Below are 23,965 nucleotides of genomic sequence, written 5' to 3' on the forward strand. Positions count from 1 at the left end.
TACGCCGATGAACGCGAACAGGCTGTGTGCGAACCTGTCAACACTTTTCACTGAAGTTCCGCTTGCGCGGCGATTTGAGCTGGCAGCCGCATCAGGCTTTGACTTCGTGGAGCTGCAATACCCGTACGAGCTTCCGGCGCGCGAGGTGAAGCAGACGCTTGCCAGCCTCGATCAGGCGGTAACCCTCATCAATGGGCCACTCGGTTCTGAGCCGGCGCGGCGCGGATTGGCCGCTGTCGCCGGGCGACGCGACGCGTTTCGTAGCGCATTTCTCCAGGGTCTGGAGTATGCGCACACGTTGAACTGCGGCCTGATCCATGTTTTGTCTGGTGTTGTTGACCAGGAAAGCCACGACGCGGCGCAAGCGGTGTGGCTGGAAAATATGGTGTGGGCGGCCGGCGAAGCGGGCAACGCAGGCATAACCGTTGTTGTGGAAGCGCTAAACCCGATCGATGTACCGGGCTACTTTCTCCGGTCTCTCGACGACGTAGCATCGCTTATAGCGATTGTCGGAAACCCGAATCTGAAAATGCTGTTCGACACTTACCACTGTGCAATGTCCGGAGCTGATTGCATGGCGGAGTTTTCGCGCCGGGCGACTCATGTTGGCCATATTCAGATCGCTGATTGTCCCGGACGTGCCGAGCCTGGCACGGGAAACATCGGCTGGGCGAGGTTCTTTGATCAGCTCCATCAATCCGACTATTGCGGGGCAGTTGGTCTTGAATTTCGTAACCAACAGAGTGTCTCGCAGTGTCTTGCTGCAATAAATCAGTTCATTGACCGATCCAGACTGCGCGTTGGGGCATCTTCCTGACAACCCGCCATCGCGTGCTGACAAGGAGAGTATCAAGTGACTTTCATCTTCAAACTCGGTGAGAGAGCGAAAATTTCGGACCGTCCAGTCAGAGTTGGACTGATCGGCGCCGGCAAGTTTGGGTCAATGTTCCTCGCTCAGGTGCCGACAACCGTCGGTCTTAAGGTAACGGTTATTGCCGACCTTTCGATCGACAGGGCTCAAGAGGCATGCCTCCACGTCGGCTGGAGCGAACAACAAATCGCGGGCGTGCAATTCACGGCTGACGCAATAAACCTTATCGAATCGGGTGATGTTGATGTTGTCGTCGAGGCGACGGGACATCCAGCGGCAGGGATTCGACATGCGCGTGCCTCCATCGTCGCACGCAAGCATATCGTCATGGTGAATGTCGAAGCTGATGTGCTGGCGGGTCCACTGCTCGCGCGGGAGGCGCGCGATGCGGGAGTCGTATACACACTTGCCTACGGAGATCAGCCCGCGCTTGTATGCGAGATGGTCGAGTGGGCACGCAACTGCGGCTTTGAAGTGATTGCAGCAGGCAAAGGAACGCGATACTTGCCGTCCTTCCACGCGTCGACTCCAGACGACGTTTGGAAGAACCGGGGAGTCAACCCGGAAGATGCGAAGAAGGGGGGAATGAACGCCCAGATGTTTAATTCGTTCATCGACGGAACGAAGGCGGCGATTGAGATGGCGGCCGTTGCAAACGCTACGGGCCTCACACCGGCGCCAACTGGACTTGCATTTCCGCCAGCTGCTGCTGACGAACTAGTAAGCGTTCTCAACACACGCACATTGCATCATCGTGGCCAGGTCGAGGTTGTTTCGAGCGTTGAGCGCGATGGAACCGTAATCCCCGGCAATTTGCGATGGGGCGTGTATGTTGTCTTCGAGGCGCCTAACGAATATTCCATGCGGTGCTTTCGGGAGTATGGCGTAAAGACCGACGAGAGCGGCAAGCTGGCAGCGTTGTATCGACCGTTCCATCTCATTGGACTCGAGCTCAATGTCTCTATTTTCGCAGCCGCGTTGCGCCAGGAGTCAACGGGATGTCCGCACGGATTCGTCGCAGACGTTGTTGCGACTGCTAAACGCGATCTGGCGGTTGGCGAAGAACTCGACGGTGAAGGGGGATATCTGGTTTGGGGCAAACTCATGCCCGCATCGGACAGTCTGCGAGTTGGTGCGCTGCCAATTGGTCTCGCTTCGCGATGGAAAGTCGTCAGACCGGTGAAGAGGGGAGAGTGTCTGACCTGGGATGACGTCGAGGTAGAAGAGGATGACGACGCTTACCAATATCGGCGGGCAATGGAACTCGAGTTTGCACTCGTACCACAGCCTGCCTGATAAACACCGGCGGGCACCGTGCCTTGCGGTGGAGGTTTGACGCAGGACGGACAATAACCAATATTGGAGGAGACAGACATGCGAACACATTCGCGTCTTTTTATAGACGGAGCCTGGGTGGAGGCGACCGGTGGTGGTTACACCAACATCTACGACCCGACAAGTGGTGAGCTTGACGGGCGGCTTACCCACGCCGGCAAGGCTGATCTTGATGCTGCGGTAGCGGCCAGCCAGGCGGCGTTCAAGGTGTGGCGCGCACGGTCGGCTTTTGAGCGTTGCAAGATCATGCGGAGTGCGGCCTCCCTGTTGCGTGAACGGGCACCGCAGATTGCTGCGCTGATGACCCGTGAGCAGGGCAAACCGCTCAAGGAAGCAGGCATTGAAATCGAACTCTCGGCAGACCTGCTTGACTGGTTTGCCGAAGAGGGCCGACGAGTATATGGCCGTGTCATTCAAGCGCGCGGCCCCGGTATCAATCAGGTAGCGTCGCGCGAACCTGTAGGGCCGGTCGCAGCTTTCACCCCGTGGAATTTTCCAATCTCACAGGCAATTCGCAAGATCGGTCCCGCGCTGGCTGCGGGTTGCTCAATGGTCATCAAACCGCCTGAGGAAACACCGGCGACCACCGGTGCGCTCGCTGACATCTTCCAGGATGCTGGTCTTCCGGCTGGGACGCTCAATTTCGTGTACGGCGTCCCGAGCGAGATTTCAGAATACTTGATCTCCAATCCTGTAATCCGAAAAGTATCGTTCACTGGCTCGGTTAGTGTCGGCAAGCATATCGCGGCGCTGGCTGGCATTCATATGAAGCGCTGCACGATGGAACTGGGCGGTCATGCGCCCGCCATCGTATTCGATGATGCGGATATCGATGCAGCCGTGAGGCTATTGAAGTTCTCCAAATACCGTAATAGCGGTCAGGTGTGCGTGTCGCCAACCCGTTTCATGATTCAGGGCGGAGTATACGAGGAGTTCAAGCGAAAATTTATCGAGGAGGCTGCGCGTGTTCGTGTAGGTAGCGGCGACCATCCAGACACGATGATGGGTCCGCTATTTAACACGCGACGTCTGCGCGCAGTACAGGAACTGATCACTGATGCTGTTGAGCGAGGAGCGAAGCTCGAACTCGGCGGGAGCAGGATCGGAGAGTCGGGACATTTTCTTGAGCCTACGGTTTTGTCGCAAGTCACGCCGACGATGCGCATCATGAATGAAGAGCCGTTTGGACCGGTAGCGTTGCTGAGTTCGTTTGAATCAATAGACGAAGTGATTGAGGAGGGGAACCGGCTTTCCTATGGACTGGCCTCATATGCTTTCACCCGGTCTGCCGTGACGGCGTCACGGCTGTCGACGGAACTGGAAGTAGGGATGCTTTCAATCAATCATCTGGGCCTTGGCCTGCCCGAAACACCGTTCGGAGGCGTCAAGGACAGCGGGTACGGTTCGGAAGGTGGGACCGAAGCGATCGAGAGTTACCTTGCGACCAAATTCGTATCGCATGCAATTTTGTGACATCGGGGGCCAATCATGATCTCGCAAAACCGCAGAACCCTTATCAACGCTGCGATGGCTGCACCGTTGGTCGCCGCAATCGGCGCACCGACCCGGCTTCTGGCTGCATCCACGTACACTCTTAAGCTCGCAACTGACGCGCCGGCAGGGCATCCTGTCAACAATGCGATGAATGCTGCGGCTCAAGGGATCAAATCGGCGAGCAACGGGCAAGTAATTCTTCAAGTGTTTTCGAATAATCAGCTGGGTAGCTCAACCGACCTCATTGGTCAGGTGCGAGCTGGTGCAATTCAGCTATTGTCTACTCCAACGTCTGTCCTTTCCGCACTCGTACCCGCAGCAGGTATCTGCGGAGTCGGATTTGCTTTTCACGACTATGACAGTGTCTGGAACGCTATGGATGGCGATTTGGGCGCATACATTCGCGCGCAGATTGCAAAATCGGACTTATACGCGATCGACCGGATTCAAGATAATGGTTTCCGGCAAATTACCACGAGTACCAAGCCGATCAAAGCGTTGTCTGACCTCCAGGGTTTAAAGATCCGTGTTCCGGTTAGCCCGTTATGGACGTCATTGTTCGCGGCGCTGCAGGCTGCGCCAACCAGTATCAATTTTTCGGAGCTTTATTCCGCGTTGCAGGCGCGAGTCGTTGATGGTCAGGAGAATGCGCTGCCTATCATCAATTCCGGTCGCCTCTATGAAGTTCAGAAGTTTGTCTCAGTAACCAACCACATGTGGGACGGATACTGGGTCGTCGCCAACACCACTGCGCTCAACACTCTTCCGGCAAACCTGCGAGCAATTGTCGAGCAGCACTTGCGTGCAGCCATTATGAACCAGCGTGCGGAAATCGCCACCCTGAACCGATCATTGCAGGCGAAGCTCCAATCCGACGGCATGGCCTTCAATGCGGTCGACACATCAACTTTTCGAGCTGCGCTTTCCAAGGCCGGATTCTACGCTAACTGGAAATCGAGATTCGGAGATGAGGCTTGGGCGCTACTTGAGCGTTACTCCGGCAAACTGGTTTGAAGCATGGCAGTCACAGCCCGTCGAGAAATTGCGTGTATATCGACGCACCTCGCGCGCTGTTTGTGCATCCCGTACTCGAACGTGACATGAGGTGTTCCAATGGCTCACACCCTACGTGTTTCCCATTCCGAGGCGAGTTCTACAGCCGACAAATGTGAAAACGTCCTGGAGGCGCTGCTGTATGTTGGGGCAGGTACATTGCTGGTCGTCGAAGTATTCCTTCTAGCCGCTGGCGTGCTCGCCCGCTATGTTTTCGGCAAGCCACTCGTATGGTCGGACGAGTTGTCCTCGATTCTGTTCATCTGGCTCGCCGTATTTGGCGCATGCATCGCTTTTCGGCGCAAGGAACACATGCGTATGACGTCATTCAGTGCACCTGCGGGTGAGCGGACACGCAGTTTTCTCGACGTAATGGCGATAGTCTTACCAATGGTGTTTCTGTCACTCGCTCTTCAGTCAGCTTACGATTATGCGGCGGCTCAGTCTTTCATGACGATGCCTGCTCTGGAAATATCGGGAGCGTGGCGAGCAGCCGCATTACCGGTAGGTCTTCTTCTCATGTGGGTGTTCGGCCTGCTTGAGCTCATCCGACATCAACATTTTGTCTCGGTGTGCTGGGCAGTCGGTTTGTCAGTCGCAGCGGCCTACGGGCTGTATCTCTGTTCGCCTTTGTTCGCAGAATTGGGTAAATGGAATCTTGCGATCTTCTTCGTCGGTTTCGTATCGGCGGGTGTGTTTAGCGGCATCCCTATTGCATTCTGCTTTGGGCTCGCGACGGTGGCGTACCTGCAGCTAACAACGCCTGTGCCACTCATGGTATTAATGGGCCGTCTTGACGAGGGCATGTCGCATCAGATTTTGCTCGCTATTCCGCTCTTTATTTTCCTTGGCTTTCTGATGGAAGCGACGGGCATGGCGAGGCGCATCGTGGAGTTTTTCGCGTCAGTCGTCGGCCATCGCAAGGACGGGCTTTCGTATGTGCTGGTCGGCGCGATGTACACCGTGTCGGGCATCTCTGGGTCGAAGAGTGCGGACATTGCTGCCATTGCGCCTGCGTTGGTTCCTGAGATGCGCCGGCGAGGAGAGAGCGACGGTGAGGTCGCGGCGCTCCTTTCTGCGACGGGTGCCCAGACGGAGACAATCCCGCCAAGCCTCGCGCTCATCGCAATCAGTTCGGCTGCAGGTGTATCGACTTCGGCGCTCTTCACGGGCGGAATGTTGCCAGGTGCCGTAATGGGAATACTTCTCTGCTGGTACGTCTGGTGGCGCAAACGGGGGAGTGAAGCAACCGGTGGGAGAAGGTCGAGCTTCCGTGAAGCGATGCGCAAGCTGGCGATGGCGCTTCCAGCGTTGATATTGCCCTTTCTCATCAAGTCTGCGGTTGTGGAGGGCGTCGCAACGGCAACCGAAGTTTCGACCATCGGTATAGCCTACGCGATTGTCTATAGCGTAATGTTTGGCGGCGGTGTGACCTGGTCCACCCTGGGCAGAATATTTGTCCGGACAACGTCCCTCGCAGGTGCAATCCTGTTCATCGTCGGAACGGCGACCTCGATGGCATGGGCGTTGGCGCAATCGGGTTTTTCGCAGGATCTTGCCTCGGCTTTCCTTCATCTACCTGGCGGCGCGATAACGTTCTGGATCGTCAGTATTGCCGTCTTCGTCGTCATAGGCAGCGTTCTTGAGGGGATACCTGCGATCGCACTTCTGGCGCCCTTGCTGTTGCCGATTGCAAAGGGTCTATCCATCAACGAAGTGCACTACTCGATGGTCATCATTCTTTCCATGGGCATTGGGTATTTCGCACCACCTTTCGGTATTGGTTATTACACCACGTGCGCGATTTCTGGCGTGGAGCCGAACGCGGCCATGAGGCCAATGCTTGGATTTATCGCTGTGCTGGCACTAGGCGTGGCAATCATCGCTGCCGTGCCGTGGCTTTCGACCGGCTTTCTGCATTAGACACTATTCACAGTCGAAGGAATTGTCGACAAATCGATATGAACAGCTATCAAATCACCCGTTTCGCCGAACCACTGGAAAAGCGAAGCTATCCGCTTCCACAGTTGCAAGGTCGTGAAGTGCTTGTGAAGGTGCAGGCGTGCGGCGTTTGTCACTCGGATCTTCATCTCTGGTCGGGCTTCTATGACCTCGGTGGGGGCAATCGGATTTCACTGATCGACCGGGGAGCCACGCTCCCCTTCACAATGGGGCACGAAGTGGCCGGGGAAATCGTGGCGGTAGGGCCGGAAGCTGATGCCTCGACGGTCGGGCGGACCGGGGTGGTATTCCCGTGGATTGGTTGTGGGCAATGTGACGCCTGCCGGCGCGGCACCGAGTTGATGTGCGAGGTGCCACGTACGATCGGGACACGCAAAAACGGCGGGTACAGTGATCACGTGGTAGTCCCCGACGCAGAGTATGTGGTCGACTATGGCGCCCTTGATCCCAAGGTAGCGGCAATCGCAGCCTGCTCAGGTCTTACCGCGTACAGCGCGATTCGTAAGTTGCCGGATCTGACAGCAGACGACCATGTGCTGGTGATTGGCGCAGGGGGAGTCGGGCTGGCTGCTGTAAGCCTCCTGTCAAACCTGACTCAGGCGAACATTGTTGTAGCGGATCTTTCCGAAGCGAAGCGTGAAGGCGCGATGAAGGCAGGCGCAGGAGCAACTGTCAGCAACGAGGACGAAGCGCGCTGCATTGAAGACGTTCGACGGATTTGTGGGGGCGCGCCACGAGCGGTCATGGACTTTGTAGGTACCCAGGGTACAGGTCAATTGGCGCTCAGCTTGTTGGGGCGTGGCGGACATATGATTGTTGTTGGCTTGTTCGGCGGCGAAATCTCCGTTTCCATTTCGATGCTCGCAATGCGCAACATCACGATTCAAGGTTCGAACGTCGGTACTCTTCAGGAGCTGAAAGCGCTTGTGGCCCTGCTGCAGGATGGAAAAGTAGATCCCGTGCCAATCACCAGTCGCCCAATCGAGGAAGTCAACAGTGTGCTGGTCGAGCTGGCGGAAGGCCGGGCAGCGGGCCGAATTGTGCTGACGCCGTAGAACTGACACCAGGCCCATATGATCTACGACTATTGCATCGTGGGCGGTGGCATTGTTGGGCTTGCTACCGCCATGAAACTCCTCGAGGCCGACCCGGATGCTTCCCTCGTGCTGCTAGAAAAGGAGCAGCGCTTGGGGCTGCACCAAACCGGGCATAACAGCGGGGTGATCCACGCGGGCATCTACTATACGCCCGGGAGCCTGAAGGCCGAACTGTGCCGACGTGGGTTGAGAGAAACGAAGGCCTTTTGTGACGAGCATGGCATCCGATATGAGAATTGCGGGAAGCTCATTGTTGCAACGAACAAGCTTGAAATGTCGCGCCTCGATGCGTTGGCTGCCAGAGCGGGAGAGAATGGCATCAGAGTTGAATATCTCGATTCCGAAGCCTTGCAAGAGCGGGAACCCAACGTTGCCGGGACAGCCGCGCTCTTTGTGAAAGAAACCGCTATCGTTAGCTACCTGGATGTCTGCGCCGCCATGGCAAAGGTAATCGTCTCGAGGGGGGCGCAGGTTATCTTTGGCAGCAAGGTTGTCGGTATCGCCGAGAAATCAGATTGCGTCACAGTCGACACAGAAGATGCGCAGTGGCATGCCCGGAAGCTTGTAGCCTGTGCCGGGTTGCAATCGGACCGCATTGCACGGCTAGCGGGCTTACCTGTCGAACACCAGATCATCCCATTTCGCGGGGAATATTACCGGCTTCCGGAGCGCAAACGGGATATCGTGAAGCATCTTATTTATCCGGTTCCCGATCCAGCCCTACCGTTTCTTGGCGTTCATCTCACCCGGATGATTGATGGTTCAGTCACGGTTGGGCCGAACGCAGTTCTTGGTTTCTCGCGTGAAGGCTACGACAAATTTGCGTTCAATGCCGCTGATGTAGCGGAATTCGCCCGATTTCCTGGGTTCTGGCGCACCATGCGTGCAAATCTGGTTCATGGCCTTCGTGAAGCGAGTAATTCGATTTTTCGCAAGGGTTATCTCGAAGAATGCCGGAAGTACTGTCCCGGTCTCGAAGAAGCCGATCTAATGCCGATGGAAGCCGGTATTCGGGCGCAGGCGGTCGCTATCGACGGCTCAATGATCCACGATTTTCTGTTTATTGAGACGCCTAGAATGCTGCATGTGTGTAATGCACCATCCCCGGCTGCGACATCATCGATACCAATTGGCGAGATGATCGCGAAGAAAGTGCATGCCGGGTTGCCACGGTCCAAATCAATGCCAGCCGTAGATAGCGAAGCTGAAACCCGTTAGCCTGGTGTGAAGGCACGATCCGGAATATGATGCGGTTCGCGCATCACAAGCGCGCAGCGCTGCTACGAGAGAACAGGCGCGCCTGCATTATTGCCGCAAAATCAGAACCGAGCCGACGGCCACCAAGCAGGAATGAAATAATATCGGGTAACGCCCGTCATGTGCCACCCGATTTCTGCATCACCTTGAAGCCTTCCAATACCTGGCGACTAACCGGCTCGGTTCATTACGCGTGCGAAATCCCCCGTCGACGACAAGCACGTGCCCAGTTACAAACGATGACGCTTCCGAACAGAGGTAAAGTGCGGCCTGCGCGATATCGGTTGGCTTTCCGAGCCTGCGTACAGGCGTTTTCCCGATATACTGCGCAGCAGCTTCAGCGTCGTCACGTAGCCACCGAGTCATCGGCGTCTCAATATAGCCAGGGGCAATCGCGTTGACTCTGAGCCCTAACGGCCCCCATTCGGACGCAAGACAGCGCGTCAGATGAGCGGCAGCCGCCTTGGTTGAAGCATAGTCCGGGCAGTTATGGCGAGCACGAATGCCGGCGTAGCTCGCCAGATTCAGAATGCTACCCGAGCCTTGTTCCACCATAACACGCGCTGCCGCTTGCGCTCCGTAAAAAGTGCCGCTCAGATTTACATCAAGTGTTTTCTGCCAGGCGGATGCCTTGTACTCCAAGGCATTTTCACGAAATAAGACTCCAGCATTGTTAATCCAGATATCAAGATGTCCATATTCCTGCGCTATAGATTTCGCTAACGCATTCGTTTGTTCCGTGTCGGAAACATCGAGAGCTCGAAGGGCAGGCTGGGGATCTGATTCACCAAATGCCTCTGCCAGGACGTTCGTCGTCAGATCGGTTGCGATAACAGTTGCGCCGCTTGAGATCAATGCGTGAACCAACGCACGCCCAATACCACCACTGGCACCGGTGACAACTGCAATCTTGTTTTTCAGGTCAGAGTACTGAGCAAATTCCATGAGTTATTCCATAATAGTGGACGCCGTTGAAGGAGAGAGGCTCTCATCAGACGGCCATATTTCGTCGAGCGGCACGCCAGCCGTCTCTTTAATCAGCCGAGATGCGACGCAAACAACTAACGCGAGCGCAATGACATAAGCTTGATAGACCCATTAACACACCGGTTATCAACACCTACCGCGCGATGAACGAAGCCGTAGCGAGCACCCACGTGCTCGATGCCAAGACGCGTGAGCTGATCAGCCTCGCGGTTGCCGTTACGACGCGCTGCGACGGCTGTATTTCTTCGCATTCTGCAGCGGCGCAAAAAGCCGGCGCGACTCGGGAGGAAGTCGCGGCGGCACTGGGCACAGCCATAGCGTTGAATGCGGGTGCGGCCTTCGTCTATTCGTCGAGAGCGCTTGAAGCATTCGACCAGTTCGGCGCCTGAGTTTCGCAAATTGAATCGAGCGGGGCGCACACGCGTTCCGCTTCGCGTGCTGCCCGTCAAATCGACCAGACATGTATAACTTTGACGAAGTCATCGATCGCCGCAATACTAACTCGATGAAGTGGGACACAGCGAATCAGCGCCTGACGCCCGAACAATGTGCCGCCGACCCGTTGCCGATGTGGGTCGCTGACATGGAATTCCGCGTCGCACAGCCGATCCGCGATGCAATTCGCCGTGAGATCGATCACGGCGTGCTGGGCTACGGCAGGATATCGGACAGTTACGTCGACGCCGTTCTTGGCTGGCAAGCGAGGCGGTTCGACTTTCATGCACGCGCCGAATGGCTGACGACTGCGCCAGGCATAGTGAATGCGCTGAATATGGCAATTCAGGCCTTCACGCATCCTGGCGATTTCGTGCTCATTTAGACGCCTGTTTATCACCACTTGCAGCACGACATCGCAATCAATGGGCGACGTCTCATCGACGCGTCTATCCCATTCGACGGCGAGACGTATTGCTTTGACGCAGACGCGTTTGAAGCAGCGATTCGTCCTGGGACAAAGCTCTTCATTCTGTGCAATCCGCACAATCCGACGGGTAACGTATGGTCGCGCGATGAGCTGCTCGCGATGGCCGACATCTGCGCGCGTCACGGTGTGCTTGTCGTGTCCGACGAGGCGCATCAGGATTTCGTGTTCGCTGAATACCAGCATACATCGTTCGGCGTGCTCGGAGACGACGCAATGAACAACGCGATTATCTGCACGGCGCCGAGCAAGACGTTCAACGTCGCGGGACTTCAGTGCGCGAACATCTTCATTTCGAATTCGCGATTACGCGGAGATTATCGCCGGCAACGCGAGCGCTGTGGACTGAATCACCTCAACACGCTGGGCATGGTGGCATGCGAGACTGCGTATCGTGAGTGCGAATCGTGGGCTGATGCGATGACTGTATACGTGCGGGAGAATCGCGAATATCTGAATCGCGAGATAACAGAGAGGAGACTGCCTGTGAGAGTTGTGCCCTCGGGTTCGCTGTACCTCGCGTGGCTGGATTTTCGCGCGCTGAAAATGCCGGCGCCCGAACTGAATGACCTCTTATTGCGCAAGGCTAGGCTGTGGCTCGATCCTGGCCTCAAGTTCGGCGAAGCAGGGCGAGGCTCCATGCGCATTAATCTCGGCTGTCCGCGTGTGACGGTCGAGGAAGCAGTCGGTCGCCTGTCGGATGCGCTCGCGTAGAGGTGTCCAATTGTGATCGCGTCGCGAATGACCGTAATATTTTGGAAGCTAGGATTACGGTTGAGCTCGTAAACACGGACATTGATAACCCCATGAGTCTCGAAGCAAGCCCACGATTCCGCGACTTTATCCGCCAGGTCACGCGAGTGCTCGATGCGCAACCCGTCGATGAGGGCGTGCTGCTCGCGCGCATTGGCGAAGCAGCGCGTTCGCTCGTGTCGATGGACGACTGGCTGCCGCCGGGGGCAGCGGTCCCACATCCGCAGTTCTATCAGCAATATCTGCTTTATTGCGACCCGTCCGAACGATTTTCCGTGGTCAGCTTCGTATGGGGTCCGGGCCAGAAGACGCCAATTCACGATCACATGACATGGGGCGTCATTGCGATGTTGCGCGGTGCCGAGCGTGGCGAGCGCTTCGCCATTGGCGCACCAATGACCTCGCTTGGCGTGACGATCCTTCGGCGTGGCGACGTCGAGTATGTATCGCCGAAGATAGGCGACATCCACGAGGTATCAAACGTTTTTTCCGACGCAGTGTCTGTCAGTATCCACGTTTATGGCGGCAATATTGGACGGATTGCCCGTCACGTGTTTGAGGCGGGCACCGGAGCATCGAAAGAGTTTCTGTCCGGCTACGCGAATGTTGATCAGGCGCTCCACGGCTACACATCGTTCCCAAGTAGTTAGCGCAGACGCCGATCTCGACCGAAAAACATATGTTAGGTCTGTTGGGATTCGGTCGAGTAAGATGGAAGCAAGAAGCACTGGCCATGGGCAAGGCGCAGTAAGAAACGAATGGCGGCGCGAATAATGTTACCCCTGCAGAAAACGGGAACCAGGCGGTTGTTCTTTTTCGCTACACTTTAAGCGACACTAATTCGCTGCCTGCTTCTCATCATAAAACTCGCCGGCAAGACGCGACGCGAGTGCCTTGCGATCTACCTTGCCGACCGCTGTTTCTGGCAGCGAATCAACGAACAACACGTCGTGCGGCACATAAAGCCGCGAGAGCCGCTTTCTGACGGCATCCTGCACGTGCTTGGCGCTTGCTGTGCCTCCATTCTTCGGGATGACAAAGGCAACCGGCACCTCCCCGAGGTCCTTGTCTGCGCGTCCGACCACGCAGCACGCAACGACATCGCCTTGCGCGACGATCACGCTCTCAATCAGCAACGGCGACAGATTCTCGCCGCCGCGAATGATCACGTCCTTGATGCGGCCCGTCACGTAGAGATAGCCGTCGTCGTCGAAGCGGCCGAGGTCACCGGTGCGTAGCCAGCCATCGGCGACGGTGCGGGCAGTAGCGTCGTCCGAGCCGAGATAACCGGTCATCAGGTTTGGACCCGCGATGCAGATTTCGCCTTCGACGTCGGGCGCGTGGCTCATCGTGCCGTCGGTGGCGCGCAGAGCTACCGTCTGTCCCGGCAGCACCTTGCCGACTGAGCCGATGCGACGTGCCGTCGGCGGATTCAGCGTGCTCGTGCAAGTCGCCTCAGACAAGCCATACGAAATCACTAGCGGACAGCCGAGCTTCGCTTCTACTTCGCGATGCAGCGCTTCGGTGATCGGCGCCGATCCGCAGCGCGCCATCCGCAAGTTGGCGAGCGCGGCCGGATCGAAGTCCTGCGCAAGCAGGCGCGAGTACATCGTCGGAACCCCGGTAATGATGGTCGGCCTAAAGCGCGTCATAAGTACTGGCATGTCTTCCGCACGGAAACGCGGGCAGAACGCGATCTTCGAACCGGCGAGCAAGGGCGCGAACAACTGATTGTTGACGCCGTTGGTGTGATATATCGGCATCACGTGCAACAGGCAATCGTCGCTTGACAGCGCACTTTGTTCGAGCACGCCGAGCGCGTTGTTCAAAAGCGCGGCCTGTGTGAGTTGCACGACTTTCGGCCGCCCCGTGCTGCCCGATGTGAACAGTAGCAGCGCGGGACAATCCGACGCAACATGGACAGGTGGAAAATGCGAAGCCTGCGTCATCCGTGCAAAGTCGAGCGTCGTGGTGCCTTCGGAAATCGAGAGCGATTCTACGAACGCAGCATGTTCCGCATCATGCACGAGGAAACGCGCGTTCGTTTCTATGAGCCGTGCGCCGACTTCCTCGGACGCCAGTCTTGGTTCGAACACGCAAGGGCACAATCCTGCGCGGATCGCGGCGAGCAGCAGCACAACAGTATCGAGCGAGCGCGACATGATGATCGCAACGACATCGCCCTGGCGTGCGTCGTGCTCCGACAGACTAGCCGCGACAGCGCCCGTCTCGTGGGCGAGTTCCACGTACGTCAGCGTCTTTGTACCATCGGTCAAGGCGGGAAGGTCTTGCACGCCGTGCGCCTGCCAGTACTGATCGAAGGCTTGTGCGAGACTCGCCGGCCGGGCGTCGAGATTCAATAGGGTGGAGATCGTCACGGTCATTACCTGAGTCGAATGGCAGCATAGCGTTCGAATGTCCCTTGCGGGTCCAGTGAGGCGAGCGCTTCACGTTCGCGCCTGGTGGGCAGGGCTGTCGACGCGGCATCGGTGGCGTCGAACGAAAATCCGGTTCGCTCACGAACCTCATCGAGGCTCGATTCTGGATGCCATGATTGCAGCGCCAGCCTGCCGTTGCGCTTTACGAACACCGCGATCGGCGTGACGACGCCATGCATGCCGCCCCACGACGTGACGAAGTCGAGCTTGTCGACGAGCGTTCGCTTCGAATGCTCGGTGCGCCATGTGCAGGCGCGCTTCGCGGTGGGAAGCATTACCGCGCCGCCACCGCCTCCGGGCAGACGCACTTTTGGATGCGACCAGTCACCGATGCACGAGTTGTTCGCATTGCCTTCGCCGTCGAGCTGCGCCGCGCCGAGAAAGGTCAGATCCATGCGGCCGCGCGTGCAGAGATCGTAGAAGTCTTCGTTGGCGAAGATCGATGCCGAGCCTTCGGCGAGCAGCGGATCGGAGCTGGAAATCGGAATCGCAGAGGGCGACGGATCGACGCCGCCCGCGACGTTGATATAAACGAAATCCCAATCGTACGCGCGTTTGGCGAGAAGGCAGGCGAGCATCGGTGGCGTGGAGTTCACACCACTGAACGTGATCTCGTCCGGGCGGATGAAGCGCGCCAGATTGGTGACGATGTACGAGAAACCGTTCCAGCTTTCAGCCATGTTGACGTGCCTCCGCCTCTTTCGTTTCCGGGGCTGCCTCGATGTGACGGGCCAGAGAGTCGGCACCGTCTTCCAGATAGGCCTCGATCGCGGGATAGTCGATCGCGTACGACGGCCAGCACGACCCCGGCCACGCGCCGTTTTTGACGATCGCGTAGTGCTGCACCATAAAGTACGGCACGACGGTCAGCTCGGGCTGATCAGCGAAGTTCTCATCGGACACTTCCTCGGCGACGACGAGCACGCTCTTCGATGCGCGGCTCATGATGCGGTCCCAATGATACGTGCCTGCGATTCGCACGTTGCCAAGCCGATCCACACTTGATGCGTGAATCACCGCGAAGTCGGGCGATATCGCAGGAATGACATAGGTCCGCTGGCCACTGTCGTAGGGGTCCTCGATACTTTTCCAGCCGTTGACACGCACCAGTTCGCTGCCATGTATGCCGCCGCACGGCATGAAAGGCACGCCGAACGCAGCCGCGCGCAGTCCGGCGGTGAGCGTCGCGCACGCATGCTCTTCGAGCTTTAGTCGACCCGTCTCGACCGCGCGTCTGTACCATGGTGCAAGGCCGAAATTCCCTTCCATCGCGACGATACCGCAACGCGCGCGCGACACGACACCCGCGCGGCACAGAATATCGATGTCGTAACCTGGTGACTGCTTGATGATCTCTATGTCGCGCTTTTCCTGACGGATCAGTTCGCGCACGAATGCGAACGGCCCGCGATGCAGGAAACTGCCACCCAACCCGAGTGACGCACCGTTCGGTACGAGCGCCACCATTTCGCCCAGCGAGAGTTCCTTGTTCTTGCTGGCATATCCCGAACTCATATCCAGTCCCCCTAGGCCTTCTTCGACGAGGCCAAGTACGCCTCGATGCGTTTGTGGATACCAGGCACAGCCGCCGAGCGCACGAGCACGGCGAGATCCGTATTCGCCTGTTCAGTGTCGAGTACGCCGTACAGCAGCGCACGGCTTTCAGCGGACAGGGCGCCCACGCGCGCCAGCGCTTCCTCGATCACCATGAAATGTTCTTCCGGACCGGCGATGCGCTCGATAAAACCGTTCGCGCTCGCGCGCTCGACATCGAACGTCGCGGCCGTTTCCAATATGCGCCGCGCCTCGGGCGTACCGACGATGCGAGCGAAGCGCGCTGACCCAAGCACCAGCCCGAATTTCAGTCCAGGCATGCGGAAAGTCGAGCCGGGCGCCGCGACGCGCAGTTTGCATGCAGCGACCAGATCGACGCCCGCGCCGAAGTTGCGACCGTGCGCGAGAGCCACCGTAAAGCATGGCGAACTCGCGATCTTGTTTAGCAAAGTCTCAATGCGGATGAAACGCAGCACGAGATCACCTTCGCTCTGCGTTTCAACGCCGCTCATGTCGAAGCCCGCGCTAAAGCAACGGCCTTCGCCTTGCAACGAGACGAGCGGCGTGTGCGCGGCTTCGGCTGCATCGAATGCTTGAATCAGTTCTTCGACGAGCGCCGCTGACAGCGCATTCAGCTTGTCCGGGCGATTAAGCGTAATCGCCCAATGCGTCGATTGCCTGTCAATGAGTATCATGCTCACGCCTCAACCTCCGATTTCTTCAGCAATTCAGCGTTGTGCTCGCCGAGACCCGGCGGCCGCATGCGAATTTCAGGCGTCCGTCCTGAGAGTTTGACGGGCGATGCGAACGTCCTTGTCTGCACGCCGTTGGGCAATTTGAGCGGTTGCACCCATCCCATATGCTCGACTTGTATGTCCGTGAGCACTTGCGAATAGGTGTTGATCGGCGCGCACGGCACGCCGGCTTCACGGAAACGCGCGATCCAATGCTCAGCGTCGTGGTTCGCGAAGACCGCTTCCAGCGTGTCGCGCAGTTCGATCTGATGCTGCGCGCGCAGCGTGGTGGACGCGTAGCGCGCATCGCCTTCGAGTTCGGGACGTCCGACCACACCGCACACCGATTTCCACAGTGCGTTGTTGCCCGCCGCCATGCCGAAGTAAGTATCGCGCGCCTTGAACGCCTGATAAGGCGCATTGCGCGGATGCGCCGAGCCGAGCTTCTGCGGATCTCGGCCCGTGCCGAAGTACTCCGACGTCTGCAGCGCCGCGATGGCGAGCGTGGCACCTAGCATCGGCACATCGATATGGGTGCCGTGGCCCGTTTGCGCGACGCCGCGCAGCGCGGACACCACCGAGAACGCCGCGTACAGGCCCGCCGAGAAATCTGCGAGCGGCACGCCGCATTTGACGGGTGCGCCGTCGGGCTCGCCTGTAATGCTCATGATGCCGCTCATGGCCTGAACGGTCAGATCGAAGCCGCCTTCCTGCGAGCGCGGACCCGTCTGCCCGTACGCGGAGATCGAGCAATACACAATGCCAAGCTTCATCGCGCGGATGGCTTCGTATCCGAGACCCAGACGATTCATCACCCCTGGACGATTGTTCTCGATCACGACATCGGCGGTATTGATGAGTGTCTTGGCCTGCTCGACGTCATCAGGATTCTTCAGATCGAGCGTGACCGAGCGTTTGTTGCGATTGAGCGAAGCGAAGTTCTCGCTATAGCCGTCAGTAATCGGCGGCCACGCACGAAGTGTATCGCCCCCCTGAGGATGTTCGACCTTGATGACGTCCGCGCCCATGTCTGCGAGCAGCATGCCGCAATATGGCCCTGCAGCGACATTGCAGAACTCGATGACCCTGATTCCCTGAAGCGGCTGATTCATTCAATTCCTCCGGCAGTCTGTTGGTATGCGACGGCACGTTCGCTCGCAGTCGCTTGCGATCATTGTGACGTCCTGTCGCGTGCATGTAAACCAAGAAATGAAACTTACGTCCTGAATTATAGGACTAACATCTCGGTGCAAACACTGATTCCGTGTGCTGTGCGGCGCTGCGCGCAGTCGACAGGAGGCTTCGAAAGGCAGCATTGGCAATGCATTCCGTGGTTTAGTCCAGTGTAAAATGAGCTTTTAATCCCAAGTTTTAGGACCATGGACAAGACGTTGCTCAAGGGCCTGATGTTGCTGGAGGCACTCGCCGACAAGAACGGCAAGCCGGTCACGATTCAGGTGCTGGCAGAACAGGTCGGGCTCACGAAAAGCAATACGCATCGCACCTTGCAGACGCTCGCGCATGCGGGCTACGCAGCCCGCGACGAGGTCACCGGCAACTATCGCAGCACGTTCAAGCTGTTCGAACTTGGGGCGAAGCAGATGGCGACCGTTGACGTGCGACAATTCGCGGCGAGCCATATGCGCGCGCTCGTCGACCTGACGCAAGAGTCGGTGCATCTGTCCATTCTCGATGGCGCCTCGGTCGTTTATGTCGACAAGCTCGACAGCGCACAGCCCGTGCGCGCGTACTCCGTGCTCGGCGGTCATGCGCCCGCGTATTGCGTCGCGACCGGCAAGATTCTTTTGGCGCATCAGAGCCAGGACTATCTGACACGCAATCTGACCCGCCTTGAAGCACATACGAAGGCGACCATCACGAATCTGCCGGCGCTCAAGATTGAACTCGCGCGCGCGGCGGCCAACGGCTACGCGGTGAATCGCGGCGAATGGCGTGAGAGCGTCGGCGGCGTCGCGGCACCCATCTTCGATGCGTTCGACAAGGTGGTTGCCGCCATCGGCATATCAGGACCACTAGAGCGTTTGAGCCTCAAGCGTATGAAAGAATTCGCACCGGCCGTGCAGGAAGCGGCAACGAATATCTCACGCGCGATGGGCTATCGAAAGTAAATATCATTTACGAGACCACCGGCGCGGAAGCTTCGCTCACCGGCCGCTTGTCGGAGCGCACGATCATGAGCGTCGCGAGAAGCGCGAACGACGCGCCCATCACGAGCCATGCGCCGGGCATCGCCTTGTTCGACGTCGTGTGGATCAGCATCGTGCAGATGGCCGGGGTGAAGCCGCCAAAGACGGCCTGCGACAGGCTATAGGCGAGCGAAAAGCCCGTGCCGCGCACGTTGGCCGGAATGATTTCCGTGAGCGTGACGACGAGCGCTGCCTGATACGACGCGTACAGGAATGCGAATCCCACCTCCACCAGCAGAAGGCTCATGAACGAGGGCGCAGCGACGAGCCAGGTCATCGCGGGCCACGCGACGATCGCTATCGTCAGCGATGCACCGACGAGCAGAGGCTTGCGCCCTAGGCGGTCGGACAGCGTTGCCATCACGGGGATCATCACGAACGTCGTGAGTGCGACGCACGTCGTTACGTAGAACGTGTCGATCGGTTTGAGGCCGAGTTCCTCACGGCCAAACGTCGGCGTGTATGCGGTGATGAGATAGAACATGATGCTGGTTAGACTGACGAGCATCGTCGACCCGAGAATGACACGCCAGTTGCGCGCCAGCGACCCGAAAATCTCGAGAATACTCTGCGGCTTTTGCGCTTTGAAAACATGCGATTCCGTGACCGAGCGGCGAATCCAGAACAGCACCGGCACAATCGAGCAGCCGAGCACAAACGGAACGCGCCAGCCCCACGCATCCATCTGCTCGTTCGTGAGTGTGAAGCGCAGCGCGACACCGAGCACAGCGGCGAGCAGCACTGAGACCTGCTGGCTCGCCGACTGCCACGACACATAGAAGCCGCGTCGTCCAGGCGGTGCGATCTCCGACAGGTACACCGACACGCCGCCCGATTCCGCACCTGCTGAGAACCCTTGCAGCAGGCGCCCAACGATCACGAGCACGGGTGCCAGTGCGCCGATGCTCGCGTAACTGGGTGTGACCGCGATCATCAGAACGCCGATGGACATGAGCGTGAGCGTGAGGATCAGGCCCGCGCGTCGCCCGTGGCGATCCATGTATGAGCCGAGCACGATGGCGCCGAGCGGGCGCATCAGGAAGCCCATACCGAACGTGGCCAGCGAGAGCATTAGCGAGACGAACTCATTGTGGCTCGGGAACATGGCCTTCGCGATCGCCGACGCGTAAAAGCCGTAGACCATGAAGTCGTACATTTCGAGGAAATTGCCGCTCACGACGCGTACGACGTTCGCGGCGCTCGCCTGTCCCTTTGCTTCGTTGTTCATAAGGCCTCCGGGTTGCCATCGTTTTCGACCGAATCCTATAAATTAGGATGTTAGTTTCAAAATATAATTTGGAACGATGCTGGCACCGCTCCAAAATCTGGTCAAGACACTTCGAAAGAATCGAGGGAATTCCCTAGGGAGCGCACATCAAGCCGACGAAGTGAAACAAGGTTCCTGGGAAAAGGGATAGACCACGTTGCAGTAGCAGCTACATCCTTGAAGTGCAGGGCGAAGCGGCGTTTCTGTCTAGCATGACACTGGATAAGATGCCGATTACGGAGGCCCCTTTCGGCTGGACACGCCCGCCGAACATGGCGGTGAGGTGGCGCACTTTCCGTGCTAGCGCAACAGCCCGGATGGGAAAAGACCAACATATACAGCTCGCTGCAAACGCTCGGCCACGCTGACTATGCGATACTCGGCAACGCGTCACGAAGCTATCGGGTCACGTTGAAACTCTTCGAGCCGGTGCGCGCCAAATTAAACGGGAGGAGCGGCGAGCAGACCGCCATTCTGATGATCGATCTCGATCGTTCGAAGAATGTGGACGACTCGCGAAGTCATGGGACTGGCAATATATCGCTTCAAAGCTTCGCAACTAAGCCAACCGCCTGTTGCCGTGGCGACGTCATCGCGGTCGGGTACATTCCGAGAAGCTGTCTTGGTTTGCGTGAACTTTTCAAAAAACGGCACACCGTCAGCTGTCTATCAAAGTTTCCGACGACAGGTCGATAGAGCGGGACGTCAATTGGCTGCGCGATCGGCGAATGCGTCTCCACGAATTTTTGTTTTTTCCCCGTCGTTACCCGGGCCGTTGGCAACGAAGTGTGGCGCCATCGCTTGCGATGAGTGAAATTGCCGCAGCCATGTCGATCGACGGGGTTTTACGCAGCGCGGGTGCTATCGTTGAGACCGGCAATATGTTCGAAGTATCCACACTTGCTCGGTCTTAACAGTCGACGGAGGGCTATCAAGCATCGGCGTAGCCAATGCTCTCACGTTACGCGGCCCGATTTCGCAGATCAGCGGCTAGACCAATCGGGGTACTGTCAGCCGGTACTAGCGATATCCAGATGTTATTGGGTGCACGCTATGGGGCGCAGCGACCGTCGGTGCCCGCATACTTCTTGGGTCGACGACACTACTCCTGCCTCTTATGGTATCGCCCAACCGACCGGCATCGTCTGTGCGATTCGGTCTGATAGATCCCCTAATATGCGGATTTCGTGCTACTTTCACGCTCCCACTACCGCTTAAAAATGGAGCTAAAAGTACATCATGACTACGCGCGTACCGGTTGAACTTGAGGAAAACAAGCTTTGGATTGAAGAGGAAACCTGGAACGACGTGCTCGTAGACAAGGGAGTTTCGGGACTTTCTAACGTTGCACTTGCTGCAGTGGATATCATCAAACGGGATGGCGCTTTCATCGTCTATCACGAAGAGAAAGGCATCATGAGACATATCCATCGGATGAGTGATCTCGAGAAATACGTGCAAGAGATCAACCAACATCGCGCGACATTGGGACTCGACCAACTCGACATGTGATCGACGGCCGACGCCGACCACAGGGTAAAAGAACGCCGGCATCGAGGTGTCCCGGGTCTGGTCGGCGCACGTTTCTCGATGAGTTGCGTGTCTGCGCATTCATAGGCAAGTCAGCGGCGCACTTGATCCGCGCCGCAGATTTGATCGATCTTGCTTGACTTCCCGTTCATTTTAGACCGAGCGACCCGAGCAACCACGGCCGCTCGATACAGACTGCCTCGTTTGCGATTTGCGACCTTCAGCGGACGAGGGCATGTTTTCAATATATATTGTTGATTTTATTTGTCATTTGACTGACACGCTGGGGTTCCTGCTAGTCTTAGTTTAGAAGCCTTAACAAAATGATTGCTTTGATCTGTTAAGGAAGGTCTGCAGAAGTCGGTTTCGGCGCGATGATCTTCCGCATTCATCGCAGCCTGACCGCTGAGAACATTTTTGAGGTGAAGATCACTTGGTATTACCACCTGTCCGGCCTATGCCGGCGAAACGTGTGGCCACACCGACCCGATCTCAAGATTTTCGCAAGGCTCTGCGCGCCATCCACAAATTGCTCAAGGCAAACAATGTGGTGATCTGAGCGGTATTTTTCATCAAACCACGATAGCGCGTCTTCGCATAACTGAACTGTCTCTTGATGACGCGGAACGGGTGCTCGACCTTGGCTCGAATTCCAGCCTTCAGCCGCTCGATTTCATCGTATATCGCATCCAGAGGATCACCCGGATCCAGCATTCTGCGCTTGCCCGGTCTCATCGCAACATGCCAACGCGATGCGTGAGCCTCACAATGCTTTTCGATCCCCTGATACCCGGCGTCGGCGTAGACATCCGTCTCTTCGCCATGCAGCAACGCGTGGGCAACGGTGATGTCGTGCACATTGGCCGCCGTTCCAATGACCGTATGAACCAGTCCGGAGTCTGCGTCCACGCCGATATGGGATTTCATTCCGAAGTACCAGTTGCTGCCTTTCTGCGTCGATTGCATTTCTGGATCCCGGGTGCCGGAACCGTTCTTTGTGGAACTGGGCGCGGCAATCAGGGTGGCGTCGACTGCGGATCCGGCCTTTAGCATCAAGCCTTTCTCCGTCAGGATCTCATTGACCAGTGCGAGCATTTGCGCCGCCAGATCATGCGTCTCAAGCAGATGGCGGAACCGGAGAATCGTGCTTTCATCCGGCAATCGCGCCATGCCGCCGTCAAGACCTGCGAACTCGCGATACAGCGGCACGTCATAGAGCGCTTCTTCCATTGCAGGGTCGGACAGACCAAACCACTGCTGCATAAAATGAATCTGCAGCATCGTCGCGATCGGGAACGGCAGCCGCCCCGTTTTACCCTTCGGATAGTGCGGCTCAATCAGCGCAATCAGCCTTGACCACGGCACGACACGGCCCATCTCATCGAGAAACTCCCGCTTGCGCGTCCGTTTTGTCGTCAGATCCAGACCAAGACCGAGTTGCGTCATCGACTCTCTCTCCAGAACATCCCTGCTACCCAGGATAGTTCACCTGCCTGTCAACGCCAGGACTTTTGCAGACCTTCCTTAACTTCCAACGATTGCTGTTAACCTCGTCATTGTTTCGATGACGAGGAGGCCATGGCGAAACTACTCGATGATGAGTTGTGGGCATTCATTGAACCCTTGCTGCCCCCACCCAAACCTCGCCGCTCACGATATCCCGGACGCAAACCACTGGATGGCAGGGCCATGCTTACCGGCATCCTGTTCATCTTGCAGACGGGCCTGCGCTGGGACCTGCTGCCGCGCGAGATGGGGTGCGGCAGTGGCATGAGTTGCTGGCGCCGTCTACGAGACTGGCAGGCTGCCGGCGTCTGGGACCGGCTACACGAAGTGCAGCTCGCGAAGCTACGCGAGTCCGACCGGATTGACTGGTCCCGTGTCGTTGTCGACTCTTCCTCGATGCGCGCGGTGGGTGCAGGTCAAAAACGGGACCGAATCCCACCGACCGCGCGCGACCTGGTTCAAAGCACCACCTCATTACCGAAGCGCAGGGCATCCCGCTCGCGGTAATCCTCACCGGCGCCAACCGTCACGATGTCACCCAGCTTCACGCGCTGGTTGATGCGATCCCACCCATTGCCGGCAAGCGCGGCCGGCCACTTTCGAAGCCCCGCATCGTTCAGGGCGATAGGGGCTACGATCACGACAAATACCGTCGTGCGCTGCACGCAGCGGGCATCGCTACCGAAATCGCCCGACGTGGCCAGCCTCATGGCAGCGGCCTTGGCAAAACCCGCTGGGTCGTCGAGCGAACCATTTCGTGGCTTCACAACTTCCGGCGACTGCGCATCCGCTTCGAACGCCTGCCTTCATCCACGAAGCCTTCATGAAACTCGCCTGCTGCATCATCTGTTGGCGAAGGCTGAAGAACTCATTTTGTTAACGCCTCTTAATGGAATGGTCGATCGCCCACCCATTGGGGCGGTGATTCGCGAAACGCGTCTTGCGATGGGGCATACGTTAGGTTTTGCTCAGCCGGCGTGGCATGCACGCAACGACAC

Annotated in this window: 20 protein-coding genes and 2 pseudogenes; 14 read left to right on the forward strand and 8 right to left on the reverse strand. The window is 57.7% G+C overall.

Features of this window, described 5'->3' with window-relative positions; translation table 11 throughout:
• The first annotated feature begins 7 nt into the window (after window positions 1-7).
• From H3V53_RS11885 to lhgO, 7 genes are all read left to right on the forward strand, one after another.
• Window positions 8-817 (forward strand): hydroxypyruvate isomerase family protein, encoded by an 810-nt coding sequence (locus tag H3V53_RS11885; protein WP_336598065.1) that lies wholly within the window; start codon window positions 8-10, stop codon window positions 815-817.
• Window positions 818-853: 36 nt separating this feature from the next.
• On the forward strand, window positions 854-2,167 hold the full coding sequence (locus H3V53_RS11890) for an NAD(P)H-dependent oxidoreductase (RefSeq protein WP_336598066.1): 1,314 nt from the start codon (window positions 854-856) through the stop codon (window positions 2,165-2,167).
• Between the two features lie 78 nt (window positions 2,168-2,245).
• Entirely contained in the window at window positions 2,246-3,679 is a 1,434-nt protein-coding gene (locus tag H3V53_RS11895) for an NAD-dependent succinate-semialdehyde dehydrogenase (RefSeq protein ID WP_336598067.1), read from the forward strand.
• Between the two features lie 15 nt (window positions 3,680-3,694).
• Window positions 3,695-4,714 (forward strand): TRAP transporter substrate-binding protein, encoded by a 1,020-nt coding sequence (locus H3V53_RS11900; RefSeq protein WP_336598068.1) that lies wholly within the window; start codon window positions 3,695-3,697, stop codon window positions 4,712-4,714.
• Between the two features lie 99 nt (window positions 4,715-4,813).
• A complete protein-coding gene (locus H3V53_RS11905) occupies window positions 4,814-6,676 on the forward strand; it encodes a TRAP transporter large permease (protein WP_336598069.1) in 1,863 nt (620 codons plus the stop codon).
• 38 nt (window positions 6,677-6,714) lie between these two features.
• On the forward strand, window positions 6,715-7,770 hold the full coding sequence (locus H3V53_RS11910) for an alcohol dehydrogenase (protein WP_336598070.1): 1,056 nt from the start codon (window positions 6,715-6,717) through the stop codon (window positions 7,768-7,770).
• A gap of 18 nt (window positions 7,771-7,788) precedes the next feature.
• Window positions 7,789-9,030 carry an L-2-hydroxyglutarate oxidase gene (gene lhgO / locus H3V53_RS11915; protein WP_336598071.1) on the forward strand — a complete coding sequence of 414 codons (1,242 nt, stop codon included), beginning with the start codon at window positions 7,789-7,791 and terminating at the stop codon, window positions 9,028-9,030.
• A gap of 180 nt (window positions 9,031-9,210) precedes the next feature.
• On the opposite strand, the gene H3V53_RS11920 is transcribed toward lhgO, so the two are convergent.
• Window positions 9,211-10,014 carry an SDR family NAD(P)-dependent oxidoreductase gene (locus tag H3V53_RS11920; RefSeq protein WP_336598072.1) on the reverse strand — a complete coding sequence of 268 codons (804 nt, stop codon included), beginning with the start codon at window positions 10,012-10,014 and terminating at the stop codon, window positions 9,211-9,213.
• Between the two features lie 176 nt (window positions 10,015-10,190).
• Between H3V53_RS11920 and H3V53_RS11925 the strand changes: the two are divergent.
• The 4 genes and pseudogenes from H3V53_RS11925 to H3V53_RS11940 form a co-directional block, all read left to right on the forward strand.
• Window positions 10,191-10,445: pseudogene (locus H3V53_RS11925) on the forward strand (carboxymuconolactone decarboxylase family protein); the annotation flags it as partial.
• 194 nt (window positions 10,446-10,639) lie between these two features.
• Window positions 10,640-10,876: a beta C-S lyase family protein gene (locus H3V53_RS11930; protein WP_336598073.1), complete on the forward strand. Its 237-nt coding sequence runs from the start codon at window positions 10,640-10,642 to the stop codon at window positions 10,874-10,876.
• Between the two features lie 18 nt (window positions 10,877-10,894).
• Window positions 10,895-11,692, forward strand: a complete 798-nt coding sequence (locus H3V53_RS11935; RefSeq protein ID WP_336598074.1) for a MalY/PatB family protein — start codon at window positions 10,895-10,897, stop codon at window positions 11,690-11,692.
• 146 nt (window positions 11,693-11,838) lie between these two features.
• Window positions 11,839-12,381 (forward strand): cysteine dioxygenase family protein, encoded by a 543-nt coding sequence (locus H3V53_RS11940; RefSeq protein WP_419539475.1) that lies wholly within the window; start codon window positions 11,839-11,841, stop codon window positions 12,379-12,381.
• A 186-nt stretch (window positions 12,382-12,567) separates the two neighbouring features.
• Here H3V53_RS11940 and H3V53_RS11945 read toward each other — a convergent pair whose 3' ends face one another.
• From H3V53_RS11945 to H3V53_RS11965, 5 genes are read right to left on the reverse strand one after another with little or no spacing between them, the layout of a single operon-like run.
• Complete coding sequence (locus tag H3V53_RS11945) at window positions 12,568-14,109, reverse strand: class I adenylate-forming enzyme family protein (protein WP_336598075.1); 1,542 nt, start codon at window positions 14,107-14,109, stop codon at window positions 12,568-12,570.
• 5 nt (window positions 14,110-14,114) lie between these two features.
• Complete coding sequence (locus tag H3V53_RS11950; protein WP_336598076.1) at window positions 14,115-14,849, reverse strand: CoA-transferase subunit beta; 735 nt, start codon at window positions 14,847-14,849, stop codon at window positions 14,115-14,117.
• On the reverse strand, window positions 14,842-15,684 hold the full coding sequence (locus tag H3V53_RS11955; RefSeq protein WP_336598077.1) for a CoA transferase subunit A: 843 nt from the start codon (window positions 15,682-15,684) through the stop codon (window positions 14,842-14,844). Before H3V53_RS11955 ends, H3V53_RS11950 begins: the two co-directional genes overlap by 8 nt.
• An 11-nt stretch (window positions 15,685-15,695) precedes the next feature.
• The gene (locus H3V53_RS11960) at window positions 15,696-16,418 is read right to left on the reverse strand and encodes an enoyl-CoA hydratase/isomerase family protein (RefSeq protein WP_419539477.1); all 723 of its coding nucleotides are present in this window, start codon (window positions 16,416-16,418) and stop codon (window positions 15,696-15,698) included.
• A gap of 2 nt (window positions 16,419-16,420) precedes the next feature.
• Window positions 16,421-17,569, reverse strand: coding sequence for a CaiB/BaiF CoA transferase family protein (locus tag H3V53_RS11965; protein ID WP_336598079.1), 1,149 nt, complete (start codon window positions 17,567-17,569; stop codon window positions 16,421-16,423).
• A 267-nt stretch (window positions 17,570-17,836) separates the two neighbouring features.
• On the opposite strand from H3V53_RS11965, the gene H3V53_RS11970 reads away from it, so the two are divergent.
• Window positions 17,837-18,586 carry an IclR family transcriptional regulator gene (locus H3V53_RS11970; protein ID WP_336598080.1) on the forward strand — a complete coding sequence of 250 codons (750 nt, stop codon included), beginning with the start codon at window positions 17,837-17,839 and terminating at the stop codon, window positions 18,584-18,586.
• A gap of 7 nt (window positions 18,587-18,593) precedes the next feature.
• On the opposite strand, the gene tcuC is transcribed toward H3V53_RS11970, so the two are convergent.
• The gene (gene tcuC / locus H3V53_RS11975; protein ID WP_336598081.1) at window positions 18,594-19,892 is read right to left on the reverse strand and encodes an MFS transporter; all 1,299 of its coding nucleotides are present in this window, start codon (window positions 19,890-19,892) and stop codon (window positions 18,594-18,596) included.
• 1,278 nt (window positions 19,893-21,170) lie between these two features.
• On the opposite strand from tcuC, the gene H3V53_RS11980 reads away from it, so the two are divergent.
• Window positions 21,171-21,443, forward strand: a complete 273-nt coding sequence (locus H3V53_RS11980; RefSeq protein ID WP_336598082.1) for a hypothetical protein — start codon at window positions 21,171-21,173, stop codon at window positions 21,441-21,443.
• A gap of 510 nt (window positions 21,444-21,953) precedes the next feature.
• Here H3V53_RS11980 and H3V53_RS11985 read toward each other — a convergent pair.
• The gene (locus tag H3V53_RS11985; protein ID WP_336598083.1) at window positions 21,954-22,907 is read right to left on the reverse strand and encodes an IS5 family transposase; all 954 of its coding nucleotides are present in this window, start codon (window positions 22,905-22,907) and stop codon (window positions 21,954-21,956) included.
• A gap of 132 nt (window positions 22,908-23,039) precedes the next feature.
• Here H3V53_RS11985 and H3V53_RS11990 point away from each other — a divergent pair.
• A pseudogene (locus H3V53_RS11990) lies at window positions 23,040-23,847 on the forward strand (IS5 family transposase).
• The last annotated feature ends 118 nt before the right edge of the window (window positions 23,848-23,965 follow it).

Origin of the sequence: Paraburkholderia bengalensis (genome assembly GCF_037126505.1) — a bacterium.
GTDB classification, from domain to species: Bacteria; Pseudomonadota; Gammaproteobacteria; order Burkholderiales; family Burkholderiaceae; genus Paraburkholderia; species Paraburkholderia bengalensis.

Excerpts from the sequence above, each read along its gene's own strand:
- H3V53_RS11885 (WP_336598065.1), top strand. The coding sequence starts at position 8 with ATGAACGCGAACAGGCTGTGTGCGAACCTGTCAACACTTTTCACTGAA.
- H3V53_RS11895 (WP_336598067.1), top strand. The coding sequence starts at position 2,246 with ATGCGAACACATTCGCGTCTTTTTATAGACGGAGCCTGGGTGGAGGCG.
- H3V53_RS11900 (WP_336598068.1), top strand. The coding sequence starts at position 3,695 with ATGATCTCGCAAAACCGCAGAACCCTTATCAACGCTGCGATGGCTGCA.
- H3V53_RS11905 (WP_336598069.1), top strand. The coding sequence starts at position 4,814 with ATGGCTCACACCCTACGTGTTTCCCATTCCGAGGCGAGTTCTACAGCC.
- H3V53_RS11910 (WP_336598070.1), top strand. The coding sequence starts at position 6,715 with ATGAACAGCTATCAAATCACCCGTTTCGCCGAACCACTGGAAAAGCGA.
- lhgO (WP_336598071.1), top strand. The coding sequence starts at position 7,789 with ATGATCTACGACTATTGCATCGTGGGCGGTGGCATTGTTGGGCTTGCT.
- H3V53_RS11920 (WP_336598072.1), bottom strand. The coding sequence starts at position 10,014 with ATGGAATTTGCTCAGTACTCTGACCTGAAAAACAAGATTGCAGTTGTC.
- H3V53_RS11930 (WP_336598073.1), top strand. The coding sequence starts at position 10,640 with ATGGAATTCCGCGTCGCACAGCCGATCCGCGATGCAATTCGCCGTGAG.
- H3V53_RS11950 (WP_336598076.1), bottom strand. The coding sequence starts at position 14,849 with ATGGCTGAAAGCTGGAACGGTTTCTCGTACATCGTCACCAATCTGGCG.
- H3V53_RS11955 (WP_336598077.1), bottom strand. The coding sequence starts at position 15,684 with ATGAGTTCGGGATATGCCAGCAAGAACAAGGAACTCTCGCTGGGCGAA.
- H3V53_RS11960 (WP_419539477.1), bottom strand. The coding sequence starts at position 16,418 with ATGATACTCATTGACAGGCAATCGACGCATTGGGCGATTACGCTTAAT.
- H3V53_RS11965 (WP_336598079.1), bottom strand. The coding sequence starts at position 17,569 with ATGAATCAGCCGCTTCAGGGAATCAGGGTCATCGAGTTCTGCAATGTC.
- H3V53_RS11970 (WP_336598080.1), top strand. The coding sequence starts at position 17,837 with ATGGACAAGACGTTGCTCAAGGGCCTGATGTTGCTGGAGGCACTCGCC.
- tcuC (WP_336598081.1), bottom strand. The coding sequence starts at position 19,892 with ATGAACAACGAAGCAAAGGGACAGGCGAGCGCCGCGAACGTCGTACGC.
- H3V53_RS11980 (WP_336598082.1), top strand. The coding sequence starts at position 21,171 with ATGACTACGCGCGTACCGGTTGAACTTGAGGAAAACAAGCTTTGGATT.
- H3V53_RS11985 (WP_336598083.1), bottom strand. The coding sequence starts at position 22,907 with ATGACGCAACTCGGTCTTGGTCTGGATCTGACGACAAAACGGACGCGC.